The sequence below is a fragment of the Bifidobacterium sp. MSTE12 genome, from assembly GCF_000513015.1.
GTDB classification, from domain to species: domain Bacteria; phylum Actinomycetota; class Actinomycetes; order Actinomycetales; family Bifidobacteriaceae; genus Bifidobacterium; species Bifidobacterium dentium.
The window spans coordinates 88,553-105,662 of sequence record NZ_AZYA01000039.1 but is presented as its reverse complement, the minus strand read 5'-3'; the positions used below and the strand labels follow the sequence as shown (position 1 = coordinate 105,662).

Annotated in this window: 10 protein-coding genes; 7 read left to right on the top strand and 3 right to left on the bottom strand. The window is 61.9% G+C overall.

Translation table 11 applies throughout. The features are described from left to right. Positions 1–115: 115 nt before the first annotated feature. Genes HMPREF1494_RS10170 through HMPREF1494_RS10160 form a run of 3 tightly spaced genes read right to left on the bottom strand, consistent with a single transcriptional unit; the run spans position 116 to position 2,411 of the window. On the bottom strand, positions 116–1,510 hold the full coding sequence (locus HMPREF1494_RS10170) for an MATE family efflux transporter (protein ID WP_034522670.1): 1,395 nt from the start codon (positions 1,508–1,510) through the stop codon (positions 116–118). Between the two features lie 35 nt (positions 1,511–1,545). Next, positions 1,546–1,920: a HepT-like ribonuclease domain-containing protein gene (locus HMPREF1494_RS10165; protein ID WP_003841116.1), complete on the bottom strand. Its 375-nt coding sequence runs from the start codon at positions 1,918–1,920 to the stop codon at positions 1,546–1,548. Next, positions 1,917–2,411, bottom strand: coding sequence for a nucleotidyltransferase domain-containing protein (locus HMPREF1494_RS10160; RefSeq protein WP_003839031.1), 495 nt, complete (start codon positions 2,409–2,411; stop codon positions 1,917–1,919). Before HMPREF1494_RS10160 ends, HMPREF1494_RS10165 begins: the two co-directional genes overlap by 4 nt. Positions 2,412–2,896: 485 nt before the next feature. On the opposite strand from HMPREF1494_RS10160, the gene HMPREF1494_RS10155 reads away from it, so the two are divergent. Genes HMPREF1494_RS10155 through HMPREF1494_RS10125 form a run of 7 tightly spaced genes read left to right on the top strand, consistent with a single transcriptional unit; the run spans position 2,897 to position 17,031 of the window. Further along, entirely contained in the window at positions 2,897–4,309 is a 1,413-nt protein-coding gene (locus HMPREF1494_RS10155) for a serine/threonine-protein kinase (RefSeq protein WP_034522668.1), read from the top strand. Between the two features lie 48 nt (positions 4,310–4,357). Continuing rightward, entirely contained in the window at positions 4,358–10,459 is a 6,102-nt protein-coding gene (locus HMPREF1494_RS10150; RefSeq protein WP_034522665.1) for an Ig-like domain-containing protein, read from the top strand. 10 nt (positions 10,460–10,469) lie between these two features. Then, positions 10,470–11,792 carry an AAA family ATPase gene (locus tag HMPREF1494_RS10145; RefSeq protein WP_034522662.1) on the top strand — a complete coding sequence of 441 codons (1,323 nt, stop codon included), beginning with the start codon at positions 10,470–10,472 and terminating at the stop codon, positions 11,790–11,792. 13 nt (positions 11,793–11,805) lie between these two features. Next, positions 11,806–13,026 (top strand): DUF58 domain-containing protein, encoded by a 1,221-nt coding sequence (locus tag HMPREF1494_RS10140; protein WP_003841110.1) that lies wholly within the window; start codon positions 11,806–11,808, stop codon positions 13,024–13,026. Further along, complete coding sequence (locus HMPREF1494_RS10135) at positions 13,023–15,413, top strand: DUF3488 and transglutaminase-like domain-containing protein (protein WP_034522660.1); 2,391 nt, start codon at positions 13,023–13,025, stop codon at positions 15,411–15,413. The genes HMPREF1494_RS10140 and HMPREF1494_RS10135 overlap by 4 nt, the downstream gene beginning before the upstream one ends. After that, positions 15,410–16,309, top strand: a complete 900-nt coding sequence (locus HMPREF1494_RS10130) for a PP2C family protein-serine/threonine phosphatase (protein ID WP_034522656.1) — start codon at positions 15,410–15,412, stop codon at positions 16,307–16,309. Before HMPREF1494_RS10135 ends, HMPREF1494_RS10130 begins: the two co-directional genes overlap by 4 nt. Continuing rightward, positions 16,306–17,031: a variant leucine-rich repeat-containing protein gene (locus HMPREF1494_RS10125; protein WP_034522654.1), complete on the top strand. Its 726-nt coding sequence runs from the start codon at positions 16,306–16,308 to the stop codon at positions 17,029–17,031. The genes HMPREF1494_RS10130 and HMPREF1494_RS10125 overlap by 4 nt, the downstream gene beginning before the upstream one ends. The last annotated feature ends 79 nt before the right edge of the window (positions 17,032–17,110 follow it).

The following is a 17,110-nucleotide window of genomic DNA, read 5'->3' as shown; positions in this document are numbered from 1 at the left end:
GGACAAATCGTCAGCGTCACAACGCACGATTCGCAACCACTCCACATCCGGCATCGTCACGGCACCGGCCCACAACTGCAGAGCAAGAGCATCATCGAATATGGCGCCACGAACTCTATCGACCAGCCTCGATGCTGGCCGTCTTGCCACGGACGCGCAGACCGTTGAACATGGCCCGGATTCCGATGAACAGGAGCGTGACGGCGGCCCAGAGAGCGGCCATGCGGACGGTATCCGGCACGGCGGAACCGTTGCACAGCACACCGATGCCGGCAAGACACGGCAGATAGATGCATGCGGTAATGATGCAGGTGACGGCGAGGTAACGATAATCGCCCGCACCGATCAGAATGCCGTCAATCGCCCACATCCAACCGGAAAGCGGCAGCGTCGCACCGACGACGACCATGCCGACCGTAATCAGCATCCGCACCGGCTCCGACGCGGAGAACGGCGGAGGCGCGATCATTCCCAGAACAATCAGGCCTACGCCGATCACGATTCCCGCAACAAGCCCTGCCCGGCCGGCCGCCTTGGTCATACGCAAGGCCTGTTGTGGCCGTTTCGCACCGATCTCCACCGCCACAAGGCTCTGCCCGGCAATGCCTATGGCATCCAGCATGTTCAATACGAAATTCCACGTCGAATTCACGACCTGATAGGCGGCAAGCACCAGTACACCCATGCGTGCCGCCAGCATCACCGTGGCCATCAGACACGCACGTAGGGCAAGCGTGCGGACGAACAACATCAGGCCGTCGCCCATACTCGCCTTCATGCTTCGCACGCGCGGCCGCAGTGAAGCGCCCTCCTGATGAGCCCACAGCAGTGCCGGTCCGATCAGCACGACCGCCATGAACCATTGCGCGATCAACGTGCCGACACCGGAGCCGAATACGCCCCAGCCGCATCCAAGGATGAGCGTCACATCCAGAATCGTATTCACGACGGCACCGGCAATGGCCGCCACCAAGGTAATCGTCACCTTCGCCAGACCGCGGAAGATGCCGTTCGCCGCATATACCAGCAGCATGCCCGGCAAGCCGAACACCACCGCACGTAGATAGGCGACCGCATCATCCAATGCGCCGCCATTCGCACCCATCCACATGCATATCGGGCGCGCGAACACGAACAGCGCCACGGAAACAACGATGCCGATGGCCAGCGCCAACCATAATCCGCTGATGCCGGCCTCCAATCCCTCGCGCCGTTTGCCCGCACCCATCAGTCTCGCCACGCGGGATGTGGTGCCATAGGCCAGAAAGACGCACAGCCCGGCCACGGTAAGCACTATCGTCGAGCCGACCGATAGGCCCGCCAATGCGCTATCGCCGACATGTCCGACGACGGCGGTGTCGATAAGCGCGAACGCAGGTTCGGCGATCAGCTGTCCGAACGTAGGAATCGCCAATGCAAGAATCCGTCGGTTGACCGACCGTTCCGGCGGCGTACCGGTTACCTTCACGGCATCCGAGGCCATGCCGCCCGCCCGTTCATCATTGGCCATGCCAGACTCCCCGCATCATCGTGGGTTCGACCATTTCAGTCCTCTATGGCATCGACGTAGGGACGCAGTCTCGACAGTAGATGCCGGGCGCTTGTCGTGGCGGATTCATACAGCGCATACGATTCGATCTCGTCATATTGATGCACGATGACGTTGCGCAACGCACGCAGCTCACTCCATGGCAGTTCGGGAGTCTCATTGCGGAATTCGTCCGACAGTTTCCGTGCCGACTCCTGCGCCTGCACCATATCCATGGCCACGGAGTTGAACCGCATATAGTCGCCCTCAAGTTCCTGCGCCGAAGCGACGGCGGAAGCGTCGCGATGCGCACGTTCGAGATGCTCCACAAGACGGATCAGATTCGTCTCGTCCCGGAATCGCTGATCTCCATACTTACGCCGAATCATCATGCCACCCTGATCATATCCGGTTGGATATGCGTGTAGAAACGCCTGCTTGCACGGCTGATCTTCGCATTCCTACGCAATGCGTCCAACGACGTCAACGACACCTCCCTGCCAAACGCCCGTTCCAGATCGCCCTTCAATCCCGCCATCCGCATCATGTCGAGACGGACTCCCTGTGCGGTCACATACAGCAGGTCGACATCGGAGTCGGCGTCCGCCTCACCTCGGGCCACGGAACCATACAGATATACCTCCGCCAGCCCGTATTCCCTGGCGATCCGCTCGATGATGAACTTCACCGTGGTGACATCCACCACACTGTCGGACCGCATCAGCTTGCGCAGCGCCTCATCATAGCGTTGCAGAAAATCCTGCGTCGGATTGCCGACATGCTCCGCCCGGGACAACGCCGACTGCGTCGTACCCATCGCCTCCGCTACCGCCTGTTGGCTTAGCCCGCAATCCATGCGTCGCGCCTTAAGTGAATCAATCATCGCCACACCATCAATATAGCATACATGCTATACTGTGATGATGAAGACAAAAACACTGCGGCCAGCTCTCGGTCATGACGGAGACAATCTTCCCCTTTCCACCCTTCTTTGCGGGTGGCGGAGGAGTGAAAACGGGGACTGCGCCGCCACCCGGCACAGATGCCGGCGGCATCACGAAATCGTCGGCAGTCGCATCGAGCACCGTCGCATCGGGCATTGCCGACGCCAACGGATGACCGCAATGCATGCGGCATCCGGAATCGCCTTCATGCTTCGCACCACAGTCGAAGCAAGGCACGCAATCCGCCCTCTTATCCATCACGCCGTGCAGCCAACCCTATTATTCCCCTTCGTGACGGCAAAGCGCCGCCGCATGGAGCATACATACGGCCGAATCGGTATCGACAGGGGTCAGTTGGTGAGGCGCACATCCTAGAGTATCGAGCAGAGTGGCCGCACGACGGCCTAGAGCAGAAGGACAAGGCATGGAGGTTCCACAACCGGTTCCGCCGCGGATACCCGGCTACGATTTCGTGCGACAGTTGGGTGCAGGCTCCGAGGCAACGGTGTATCTGTACCAACAGCGCTCCCCTGCCCGCCCGGTCGCCATCAAGGTGAGCAACAAGTCCTTGGATCCGCGAGCGGCCGCGCGCTTTCGCGCCGAGGCCGATTTCATGGCGCAGATCTCCTCACACCCCTACATCCTTTCGATTTTCGAATCCGGCGTGACCGGCAACGGGCTCGGCTACACCGTATTCGAATTCGCACCCGGCGGCAGCTATCGGGACGCTTTGCGCAAGGCCACGCTCAATGCCGACCAGATGCTCGATCTCGGCATCAATCTGGCGAGCGCCCTGTTTACCGCACATCGCAAGGGCATCATCCATCGAGACATCAAGACCAGCAACGTGCTCATCAATGCGCAAGGCATGCCGGTACTGTCGGATTTCGGCATCTCCGCCTCGATTTATGACCATCGCACGACCGGCTTCTCGCTGCCGTGGGCCCCGCCGGAGGTGATTTCCGGAGTCGGCGGAGGCAATGAGGCTTCCGATATCTATTCGCTGGGCGCCACGCTGTTCGCCACGATCACCGGCCGCTCGCCGTACGAATACGCCTATCGTGTATCCAACAAGCAGGAGCTGGCCATGACGGTCGTCAGCAAGCCTCTGCCAAAGCTCAACCGCCCCGAGGTGCCGCCGCAGGTGGAGCAGGTGCTGCGCAAGGCGCTCGACAAGAATCCCGATCAGCGGTATTATTCCGCACTCGATTTCGCCCGCGCCATGCAGCGGGTGCAATACGCGCTGTACGGACATGCCACGCCGACCACGGTGGAAGGCGTGCCACAGTATCCGAAGGACCTCCCCTCACGCCAGGACACGCACGGCACGGATGACGCATCCGACTCCGGCCGCACCAAGACATGGGTGAAACCCGTCGTCATCGGTACGCTCGCAGTGGCCGCAATCACCGTGGTCGCACTGGTATTCGCCTTCATTGTGGCCCCTCGCATGGATTCCGTCTCCGATAACGGCCATGCGCGGATCAGCCCCACCACAAAGGGGTACGGCAATGGCGGCACCGGTACCGATGACGATGAGGATGACGACATCGCCACGACGGTCGTGCCTTCCGTGGAGAACCTCGCCGGCCAATACAACGGCGACAAGGTGAATTTCACTTGGGTGAATCCCGATCCGAAGAAGGGCGATTCCTACGCGTGGTCCATTGTCGGCGATTCCGGGACGAGTACGAACGCGCAGGCGGCCACCACGGAAGATACGCAGGTCGAAGTCCCGGCGGGAGACGGCACACAGACCTGCATTCAGGTGAGCCTGATCCGAGCCGATCGGCGGATGTCGCAGAATCCGACGATCGCCTGCGCGGCCAAGCCGTAACGCACCACCGTCACACCGCATTCGCCACGAGAGAACCGGAGAAGACTCATGGACAGATCAGCGCATCCGAGACGGACCGCAACCTCGCAGTCATACGAGAGGTCCCGCAAGATCGGCGCGATGCTGCGCAGGCTGATGCCGTCCGGCAATCGACAGTGGATCACACCGATCATCATGCTGATGCTTCTGTTGGGCATCGTGGCCGGCGCGCTGATCATCAGTTCGGTGACCCAGCAGCACGTGCAGCTTGACGACGGCACCGTGTGGATCACTTCACTGAAGGACCGCAAGGCCGCGCGGTTCAACGTAAAGGTCAAAGACACCGACGCGGGCATCTCCTCATCCGCGGCACGGTTCGACGTAGCCCAGCACAACGGCGACACCGTGATTCTGGAGGGAACGAAGGCCAGCTATATCGCGGCCTCCACCGTCAGCGAGGACGGCGACACCACCATCAAGGCGGATATGCAGACGTTGATCGGCGGGGATACCATCGCCTTCATCAACATGAAGACCGGCAACGTGTGGGCGGGTGCCTCATCCGATGTGAAATCCGTGAACCCGACCACCGCGTCGCCGAAGATGAAGCTCGGGACGGGCGGCAGAATCGCCGTGACCCACGACGGTGCGATCTACGGCTACCGGCAGTCCGACGGCGCGATTCTGAAAATGGACGGACCGCAGGCGACGCCCGGCAAAGTGGCGGAAATCGGCGCGAACCAACGATTGCGGGCAGACTCCTTCACCGTGGTGGCAAATACCCCCGTACTCACTTCCGGCAATGCGATTCACTGGCCGAACGGCAGTGCGGAAGTTTCGATGAGTGGCACGCTCGTCCTCCAGGCACCGCCCACGGACGACAGGCAGAGCGGCTGGGTGGCCGCCGCGGGTCAGCGCGGTCTGGTCACGGTCGATCTGCAGTCCAGGAAGCCGACGCCCGTGGAAATCTCCAATTCCGGCAAGGGCGACGCGGCACAGCCCGTGTCCACCAACGGTTGCGTATCCGCCGCATGGAGCCAGAAGGCGAACAATTATCTGCGCGTGTGCTCGGCGCATGACGGCCATCCGCAATTCACATCCCTGCAGAACGTGAATGCCACCTCCGAACTCGTGTTCCGCGCCAACCATCGTCTGACGGTGCTCAACGACGTGGTCAACGGCAACGTGTGGAATCCACAGGAATCCGTAAAGGTCATCAAGATCCAGTGGAACAAGGTGCAGACGCAGCAGACGAAACAACAGGATCAGAGCACCGACAGCGCCAACAATCAGCATAATTTCAGCAAGACCTGTTCGTCGCAATCCGGTCAGATCAAGGCGCAGGACGATGCGTTCGGCGCACGAGCCGGCTCGTCGCAGATTCTCGACGTGCTACGCAACGATGAACAGACCGACTGTTCGGTGTTGCGCATCACCTCGGCGAGCGCACCGGACGGCGGTGACGTCACCGTCTCGCCCGTATACGACGGTCGGTACCTGCAACTGAACGCCACTTCCGCAGGAGCGGGCACGGTGACGTTCAGTTACGAGATCGGCGACGGTCGGGGCCAGACGTCGAGCGCCACCGTGACCTTGAACATCACCGACGGAATCGACCATGCGCCTGCCCAGACCGATACGCCACCGGAAATCGACGTGGAGCAGGGCGCCACATATACGGCAAACGCGCTGGGCAGCTTCTCCGACCCGGATGGCGATCCGCTGACACTGGTCGCCGCGGTACCGACCAACACCGATCAGGTGACGGTCTCCACGCGCGCGGACGGCCAGCTGGTGTTCAACGCCGGCGCGATGACATCCGGCAGGGCGAGCGTCGAGGTAACCGTGTCCGACGGCGAGCAGACCGGCACCGGCACGCTGTATTTCTCGGTGAAACCGGCCAATACGCTGGGGGCTGCGATCGATCCGGTGGTCAAGCAGACCACGCCCGATGCACGCACCACGGTATCGCTTCAACAATACGTGCATGGCACTTCCGCCGAACCGGCGCAGCTGACCGCGGTGGAGACGCCGAACGGAGCTTCGACCACCATGAACGCGACGGATATGTCGTTCACGTTCACCGCCGCGAATCCAGGTACCTACTATGTGCCATACACCATTACGCAGGGGTCGATTCCCGCAACCGGTCTGGCTCGTGTGGAAGTGCAGGCCGTGACAGGCGATTCCGCCAAACCGGTGGCAGCCAATGACGTGGCGCTGCTCGGAGCGGACAACACCGCCATCGTGGAGCCGCTGGCCAACGATATCGATCCGATGGGCGGCGTGCTGTCGGTCACCTCCGTGAAGGCCGATGCGGCCAGCGGCATTAAAACCGGCGTGGTGAGCAACAAGCGCGTGTACATCACCGCCCGCCAGGTGCCGACCAAACCGGTGCAGCTCACCTACAGCGTGGCGAACGCGGCCGGAACGTCGACCGGCACCATCGTGCTGCAGCCGCCGGCGCTGACCACCGCGAATTCCGTGCCGAAGGCCGACAACATCGACGCACAGGTACGTACCGACGGCATCGTATCCGTCGATGTGCTCGACCACGTCACCTATTCCGACGGCACCACGGTAAGCCTGCAGGACAATCTGCAGTATGACAGGGGCACGTTCAAGGGACTGGTGTTCGTTTCCGGCGACACCGTACGCTATCAGGCCTCCGACCAGGCCGGCACATTCCCCGTGACGTACACCGTCAAGGACAACCTCGGCAACGCCGCCTCCGGAACGATCACCTTCACCGTGCATCAGAAGGATGCTTCCAACAAGAGCGCGCCGACGCCGTCCGACGTGGATGCGCAGGTGGCCGCCGGACGGAAAGTGCGGATTCCGATCACACTGACCGGCATCGACGCCGATGGCGACGACGACCAGCTACTGGGTCTGGGCAACAAGGCGCCGCAGCTGGGCCGCATTACCGAGGTCGGTGCGACCTATCTGGTGTATGAGGCGTATGCGGATTCCTCCGGCACCGACACCTTCTCGTATGCGGTCGAGGATTGGACCGGTCAGCGCGCACAGGCGCAGATCCGTGTCGGCGTCTTCAAGTCGGGCACCGATTCGGGCGTGTACGCGCGTGACGACGAGATCACGCTACGACCGAACACCGCGGCCACCGTGCCGGTTGCGCAGAACGACATCTCCGGCGACAACACGAACCTCACCGTCGAACGCAATGTGGAATCTCAGGGCATCGACGGCGTGAAGGTGAACGACAACATGCTTGCGTTCACCACTCCCAAGCAGGCGGGAACGTATTACGTCATCTACACGGTGAAAGACAAGGCGGGCCTTGCCGACACGGCCACGCTGACGGTGAACGTCGATGAGAACGCGGCCATCGCACCGCCATCGGCCTACGATTACCGAGTGCCGTCCTCCGCAACGATCGATAAGAAGTCGGTCGACGTGGATGTGTCGCAATGGATCGCAAACCCGTCCGGCACCGCCGACGAGCTGCAGGTCGGCGTGGACGATTCCGCCGCCGACCATGCGCGGACGAAGGGCGGCAGAACGTCCACCGTAATCACGGTGGATCTGACCGATGAGGCGCGTGCGGTGCCCTACACGGTGACGAACACCACATACAACATCACCTCCACCGCATTCATCCAAGTACCGGCATACGGCGTCTTTCCGCCGACGTTGCGTCCGAAGGCACCGGCATTGAAGGTGAACGCACGTGAGACGATCACCATCAACATCGCCGATTACGTACGTGTCGGCGCCGGCAAGACCGCCTACGTGGACGGCGCCGATTCGGTGAGCGCCACCAAGGCCGACAATGACGACCTGTATGTGAACGATCAGACGCTCAAGTTCACCGCGCCGAAGGATTATGCAGGCCCCGCTTCGATCACGTTCACCGCGGTCGACGGCAAGCATGCCGGAAACGGCAAAGTGAAGATCGTCAATTCGGCGGTGTTGACCCTGCCGATCACCGTGATCGGCCGCGACGTGCCCGCACCCACCTTCTCATCCTCCACGGTGGACGTGGTGGCCGGTGAGGGCTCCACCACCATCGATCTGACCGCCTTGACGCATTCGCCGTCGGGATTGTATGACGACGAAAAGGAATACACGTATGCCGGTGGAGTCTCCTCCGACCAGGTGACCACGAACGTGAGCGCCGACGGCAAACTGACGGTGAGCGCCGACAAGACGGCCACGCCAGGAACCACGGTGAGCGTGCCGATCACCATCTCGTATTCGAAAGGCACCGTGCAGGCCGGTGTGACCGTGCGCGTGGTGGCCTCCACCAGGCCGATGGCGCGCATCGGCGCGAAGGCCCTGAAGGTCAAGGCTGGGTCAAGCGAACAGGTGAACGTGCTTGGCGACGCCTACAATCCGTTCCCCGACACCGCGCTTACCGTGACGGGATGTCAGGCCGACGGTTCCGCCAAGCTGGCGGTGGACTGCCCCGCCAACGGAATGATAACGATTGCGGCGGCCTCCGATATCGGCGCGAGCACGAACCATGTGATCGTGACCGTGCGCGACGCCACTATGACCAAGGAACGTGAAGTCACTGGAACCATCAGCGTTTCGGTGACGGACAAGCCGGACGCCCCGCTGCTCTCCCCCATCGCCGGCGATGCCCAGGATGGCGCGGTGAATCTGAGCTGGACGGCGGGTTCTTCGAACGGCAGCCCGATCACCGAATACAAGGTCTCGTGGACGGGCGACTCCTCCGGAGAGAAATCGTGCGGCACGGTGACCACATGCCAGGTGACGGGGCTCACCAACGGCAGGAAGTACTCGTTCACCGTCATGGCGCAGAACGAAGTCGGATGGTCCAGTCCATCGAATGCCGTGGACGGGCAACCCGATAAGATACCTTCCGCGCCGCAAGACGTGAGGGCCGAAGCCAACGGCAACATCGTGGCCGTGACATGGTCGGTGCCGAAAGGCAACTTCTCGGAAGTCACCGAATATGAGGTGACCCTGACCGGCGGTGGCGTATCCAAGAAGGAGACCACCTCCGCAAACGCCATCAACTTCAATCTCGAGAACAACGCCATCACGGACGGCATGTCCGTCAGTGCGACCGTGCGGGCCAGGAACAGGGTGAACTGGAGCCAGCCGTCCCAGGCCTCGAACGCCACCGCACCGCGGGGAGTTCCCGACAAGCCGACCGTCTCCGCAACGCAGCAAGGCGATCAGATCATCGTCTCCGGCAAGCTTGGCAACATGCGCAATGCCGGCTGTGAAGCCGTGACGCTGAGTTTCGCAGGCAGGGACGCCGGCATGGCATGCGGATCGTCGGACGTTTCCGCGACCTTCGACATCGCCGAAGACTGGTACTACCAAAGCCTCGCGCCGAAAATCACGTTGACCACCAAATACGCCGGAACCGTCACCGCGCAGGGTAACGCCATCACCCCTGACGTCAAGCCCGACAAGCCGGCCGATGTCAGGGTCGTGCCCGATGGCGACCATTGCGTGGCTTCGTGGAACGCCGCCGGCAAGCATCATGACGGCTTCATCGTAAACGTGCCGAAGCAGAACAACATGCCGACCGCAAGCCTCAGCGTCACCTATCCTCTTGAACATTGGGGCAGCTGTGGCACCGTAACCGTGTGGCAGACCTTCAAAGGCCATACCAGCGATCCGGTGAAGGCCAGCAACGGCGAAATCGGCAACAAGGTCCAGTCTGTGATCGCCCTGCCGTCACTGCGTTGGGACGATACAGACGCCAATGTCATCCATGTCGAGGGCGGTGCCGTGAACGCCTACAACCAGTCCGTGACCGTGACCATCGTCCTGTCGGATGAATCCAAGAAGCAGTATCCGTTCGAATGGCATCCGGGCCTTACGACCACGCTGGACGCCTCGGCGCTGCCACAGGGATTCTCGTACTCGTGGCTCGTCAAGGTGGAAGGCACCACCGACAAGGCGGTCAACAGCACGAAGCAGAGTCCCACCCCGCTTAAGGACAGCGACAGGTATCACGCTCCGCCAACCCCTTCGCCCGGCACCAGTCCATCCACATCGACGTCCTTCGACGACGGCACCGACGAATCGCGGGGCGGGTCCAAAGGACATTCGGCATTGACGACGTTGCCGAGGCAGGCAAATCACGACCATCCCTGGATCAGGGAAATCCGACTGTTCCACGGCCGCCCGCCGATCAATCCATCATTCGTAGGCAATAAGCAGTAGAGGAGATTCCATGAGCAACGCATTCGACGATGCCACCCAGCTGAGCGAGCGCAGCAACGAACCGCACGGAAAGCAAGGCTTCACCATGCCGAAGCTGCCGGAACGCCTCGGGATCGAACATCATGAGTCCACCGACGTGGACGGTACGGTATTGGGCACGCATGGCACGACGGCCCCGGTGACGACGAACGCTCCGACCGTCACACCGACCGCCGCCCCAACCATCACGGTCACACCGGATACCGCCGCCCCGACCGAGCGGATGGCATCGTGGCAGGCAACAACCGAACGGCAGCCGGCCGCCTCCGAGCAGGTTCGTCGGCAGCCGTCGGCCGGCATCATGCCGGAAACCCTGAATACCGGCATGATGCCGGCCGCCGGCGCCGATATCGTCGAATTCCATGACAAGTTCAACGCCTTGGTGGAGAACGTTTCCAAGGTGGTGGTCGGCAAGGACGGCCCGATTCGCCAATGCATCACCGCCATGGTGGTGGGCGGCCATGTGCTGCTCGAAGACAATCCGGGTACCGGCAAGACCCAGTTGGCGCGAGGTCTGGCCAATTCCATCGACATGTCGTTCAAGCGTATCCAGTTCACGCCGGATCTGCTACCGTCCGACGTGGTCGGCGTAACCTACTACGACCAGAAGCGAAGCGAATTCGAATACCGTGAGGGCCCGGTCTTCGCCTCCGTCGTGCTCGCCGACGAGATCAACCGCGCCTCACCGAAAACGCAGTCCGCACTGCTCGAGGTCATGGAGGAGCAGAAGGTCACCGTCGATGGCGTGACCCATGCCGTACCGCAGCCGTTCATGGTGATCGCCACGCAGAATCCGATCGAACAACTCGGCACCTATAAGCTGCCTGAAGCGCAGATGGACCGATTCCTCATCAAGACCACCGTCGGCTACCCAAGCCATGAGGTGAGCGTCGACATTCTGCGTCAGGTCAACGTCACCGACCGCGCTGCCACCGTGCATCACGTGCTTTCCGGCGACGACGTGCTGCGCATGCGCGCCATCAGCGAGACCGTACGCCTCGATGACGCCATCATCGAATACATCGTTCGCCTGGTCGAAGCGACCCGACATAACGAAAGAATCCAAGTGGGCTCCTCCATGCGAGGCGCGCTGGCGCTCACCCGTTGCGCCCGTGTGTGGGCCGCCGCCGACAATCGCGGCTATGTAGTGCCCGACGACGTGAAGGATCTGGCGGTCTCCGTGCTCGCACACCGCATCACGCTCACCGCCGAAGCCACATTCGCCGGTGCCACGGCGGAGCAGATGATCTCGCAGATTCTCGAGGAAGTGCCGGCCCCGACCCTGGGCGCCTGAGGAGACGGTTCCGATGCGAAATTCCCGAACAACGCTACGCAGACGAACCATGATGCGGTTCCTGCGCCGTACCGGACACCGGTTGAAGCGTCTGTTCACCTCATACGTTTCACCGGTGGGATGGATGGTGGCCGTATTGGCCGTAGCCACGTCTGCCGCGTTCGCGATGCTCGGTTGGCATGAACTGCTTGCCATGGCAACGGCATACGCGCTGATGCTGCTTGCCGCGGTAGTGATGTCGTTGGGCAACACGTCATTCTCCGCATCCATCGATGTGTCCAACAGGCGTGTGACCGTAGGCGACACGGTGCAGGTGAGGGTGGCCGTCGACAATCCCGGCAACACACCGACCGCCTCGGCACGCGGCGATCTGCCGATCGGAGACAACCACGAACGGTTCACCATCCCGATGCTCGCGGCCGGGCAGTCGCGCCAGACCGACGTGGAATTCACCGCCATGGCGCGTGCGGTGCTGCCGGTCGGCCCGCTGTCGATCCGCAAGGGCGACCCGTTCGGTCTGGTACGCCACGAAAAACGGCTCGTCGACCAGATCCAGGTATTCATTCACCCGCCGACCGTCATGCTCAATACGTTGAATGCCGGCATCCAACGTGACTTGGAAGGACAGCCAAGCGGCGAAATCGTGGATGATGATCTCGACTTCTACGGTTTGCGGGAATACGAGCCGGGCGACGATGTGCGTAACGTACATTGGCTGAGTTCCGCGAAAACCGGCTCGCTGATGATCCGCCAATACGAGGCCACACGACGCACCGACACCGCCGTAGGCATCAGCGTGAATCCCGATGACTACACCGACGCCCAGGAATTCGAACTGGCCGTGTCAATCCACGCCTCCATCGGCGTGCAGTGCCTGCTGCAGGACCGCCCGCTGACTGCACACGCCGGCGACGATCACACCACGCCCCGCAATGCCACGACGTTCCTGGACTCCTGCAGCGCCATCGAACCTGATCTCGACGACAATCCGAACCTTGCGCAAGGCACACTCGACTACGCCGCCGATGCCTCGTTCTACTACTTCACCGTCGGCCGACTCAAAGACGTAGACGAAATCAAGCATATGGCGCTCGCATTGCCACGCTCAGCGACCTGCGTAGTACTGCAGGCAGCCGTCAGCCAACAACGCGCCATACGAAGATTCCCGAACTTCATCCTGGCCACGGTCGGCGATCTGAACGATCTGCCGATGATCATGGGAGTACTGTCATGACCTTCCCACCGATTCCCGACCAAAGCCATACCTTCACCGGATCGTGGGCCGATTCCACGCATTCGGTGGTCTGGATGACCCGCAGCGGCAAACAGCGGCCGCTGATCAGCGCACACCGCCCGGCAAGCCGGCAGTTCGCCAGTCTTCTGACGACAGCACTGCTCACGCTCGCCATCGCCAGCAACCTCATCGACGTGTATGGCTCACCAGCCGCATGGGCCGTCGCCGCCGTGCCAGCCACCGCCATCGGCTGTCTGGTGGCGCTCGCCGGCACCGTCGAGGCGTTGCGACTATGGTGGCAGGCCCTGTTCATGGCACTGGCGCAACTCGTCATCGGACCCGTTCTCCTGCTGAACGAGACCACCATCGCACACGTCATACCCACCTTGCGTACGTTGACGCAAGGATGGACGTCCATGCTCGGATCGTTCAAGTACGTACTGTCGATCGACCCGCCTACCGGCACCGCCAACGGCAGTCTGCTGGCCGTATGGACGATCTGCCTGTGGTTCGCACTGCTGACCGGCATATTCGCCGTCGCGCAGGACGGCCGTCTCACCATGATCGCCATCATTCCGGTGATTGCGAACATGGCGATCTGCGCATTGCTCGGCACCGCCAGTGGCTACTATCGTTTCGCCATCGGCACCGCCGTTGCCATCGTGTTGATGATTTGGGTGAGCGCTCGCTGGGGATTGCTGGAGTTGGGCCGTTGGATCAGCTCCGCGATCATCGTGGCGCTTTCGGCTGCACTGGCGATAGGCGCATGTCTGACGATCCCGCAGGACCGAATCATTCTGCGAGACTATTACGACCCGCCGTTAAGCCCGTACGATTACACAAGCCCGTTGAGCGGCATGCGATCCTATATCAAGAATCATAAGGACGATACGTTGCTGACCGTCACCGACCTGCCGGCCGGCTCCACCGTCCGTCTGGCCGTGATGGACCGTTTCGACGGCAATGTGTGGAATCTTTCGGATTCCACGATGGCCGCCGATTCATCGAACTACCATCGTGTCGGCACCACTATCAGGAACAACGTCAAGGGCAGGAAGTTCGCGGCCACGTTCACGGTGAACAGGGGCCTGAGCGACTACTGGCTGCCGATGACCGGCACCGCCTCCGGCGTGACGTTCGAGCATGAGGATGATGCCGACTCGTTCTACTACAACACCGCCACGCATTCGGCCATCTATGCGTCCAAGACGACCGCCGGCCTGACCTACACGGAAACCGGCATCATGCCCGCCGTGCCCACCGACAGCCAGATCAGCAAGGCCAAGGCCTCCTCGGTAAGCCAGCCGCAGGCGCAGCACGTGCCCGACAGCGTGGACAGGCTCGCCACCGCAGTGGCTGGCGGCCGGTCCAAGGGCGGCGAGGCGGCCCTCGCCCTGGCGAACGAGCTCAAGGAATCCGGCTGGTTCTCGCATGGTCTGGCCGGAGACTATCCATCCTCCCCCGGCCACGGCAACTATCGCATCGATCAGCTCCTTGCCGGCACCGCCATGGTGGGCGACAGCGAACAGTATGCCTCCACGATGGCGCTGATGGCCCGCAGTCTGGGTCTGTCCAGCCGTGTGGTGCTCGGATTCCTGCCGAAGAACGAGGAAGGCGACATCAGCGAGGAACGCACCGAACGGCACGGCAAGTCCACCACCACCGAATTCACCGGCAATGACGTGACCGCATGGGTGGAGATCAAGCTCGACGGCTACGGATGGGTGTCGTTCTATCCCACACCGAAGGAGACGAAGGTTCCCGACGAAAACCAGAATCTCACTCCGCCGAACCCGCAGACGCTGGTACGCCAGCCTCCGGTGCCGCTTACCGACCCGCTTCGTGACGACAATCAGGCCAAGGGCAAGTCATCGATCGGCGGCAGCGAGGCCGACGAATCCCCTACCAACCTGTTCTGGCAACGTTTCGAGCGCATCGCCAAAAAGGTGGCCATCTATGGAAGCCCGCTCTGGGCGCTACTCACCATCTGTGCGCTGCTGCTCGGCATCAAGGCGATCGCCTTGGCACGGGCCCGCAGACATGGCGACGCACGTCAGCGTGTAGCCGCGGGATGGCAATCCGTCGCCGCCCTGGCCAGGCAAAGCGGACTCGATGTCGACGGCACCCGTCGCGATCAGGCGCAGGCCATCGGCCGACAGCTTAACGTCGATGCCGTCTCACTGCTCGCATTGGGCAAGGAAGCCGATTACGCGGCGTTTTCGGGCGATACGGTGCAGGAAGAGCATGTGCAACGGTATTGGCGGAACATCGATGTGGTGCGCCGGTCCATACTCGGATCCCTGCCTCCTGCGCGGAGGTGGAGAGCCAGGCTGTCGCTCGCGGACGTATTCCACATCCGACGGCACGGGAAAGGGCGGAGCTCATGAACGCGAACCGTATCGTGACCGGCCTGAACAGCGATATCGGACTGCGTCGCGCCAGCAATCAGGACAATGCCTTGGCCGGGCATGGCATATTCGTCGTATGCGATGGCATGGGCGGCGGCATGGGCGGCGAGCGGGCAAGCGAGGCAGTGGTGCGCCATTGTGCGCAGCTTGGCGCCAAGGCCGCGCGCAACCGGCATGATATCGAAGAGACGCTGAATGCCGCGCAACGTGAGGTGCTGGCATTGGGCGGATCGTTGGGCGGCATCGCCGGCACCACGATTTCCGGTGTGATCATGCCTGCCGATATCGATGACATGACGGCCCATGCAGCCGATGCCAACAGTATCGCCGACGGCAACGATTCCTGCTATATCGTCAACATCGGCGATTCACGCACCTACCATATGTGCGCTGCCGAAGACGGCGGTTGGGATGCGAGCACGTTTACCCGCATCACCCGCGATCATTCGGAGCGCCAGAACGCCATCGATTCCGGGGAGATGCTGCCCGAGGAGGCGTTGCGAAACATCCCGCGCAACATCATCACGCAGTGTATCGGAGCGCCGAACGGCATCGCACCCGATTACTACGCGGCGGATGCCTTCGGACGTTTCATCATCTGCTCGGACGGCCTGCATGCCGAAGTGGACAAGGAACGTTTCGCCGCCATCGCGGCCGCCGACAACGATCCTCAGACCGCCGCCGACGCGTTGGTCAAAGCGGCGCTGCGGGCCGGTGGCAACGACAACGTGACCGTGGTGGTAGTCGACATGATCACACCTTCGCCCATCGGGCGGGAGTGGACGGTCGGCAAACTCGCCGAGCATGAAGACATCGGCGATCTACAAGACGGCACATTACAAACATTACGAACCATTGATGTAAGGAGATCATGATGGTTGATTACGATACCGCGGTCGCGGCGGTGCAGGATCCAAACGCCGATCCCGCATTCCTGGCGAAGATCGCCTATGAGAACCCGGAATTCGGGGCGAATGTCGCAGCGCATCAGCGCGCATACCCCGGGTTGATTCGCTGGCTGGCCCAGTTCGGCGACGACCGTGCACGCCAGATTGTGATCCAGCGCGGCTATGCCGTACCTGAGACCGCAGTGGCGCCACACGAACAGCCGGCACAGGATTCGCCGGTGCAGGATTCGCCGGTGCAGGAGCGGCAGTTTGCGCAGGAGCGACAGCCGATTCAGGAACAGCTCGTACGGTCCGCGCAAGAGCAACCTGCAGTGCAGGACAATCAGGCTCAGCCAGTCCATCAGGCTCAGCCGATCCATCAAAACCAGCCGATCACCGACACTTCGACCGAATATCTTGACCCCTACACCAATCCTGCCGATCTGTCCGAGGTGGCGGATTATGCCGAACCTGTGCAGGAGCAGCCGCAACCACAGCCGCAGCAGCCGATTGCACGGAATCCGTATGGCTTCACCGCGCAAATGGCACTGACCACCACCGATCAGATGCAGATCGCACAGATCGCACAGTACGCGCCGGAGCTGCGTGCCTGCATCGCACGCAATCCCAACACCTATCCGGCATTGCTGGAATGGTTGGCGCAGTTGAACGATCCGGCCATCAACGCCGCCTTGCGCACTAGGCAGTGAGGCCGACCATCATTCATGCGCACTCATGCATACGTATCGCCTTGGGCGGTACCGGCGGGAGCAACCATCATGCATTGCA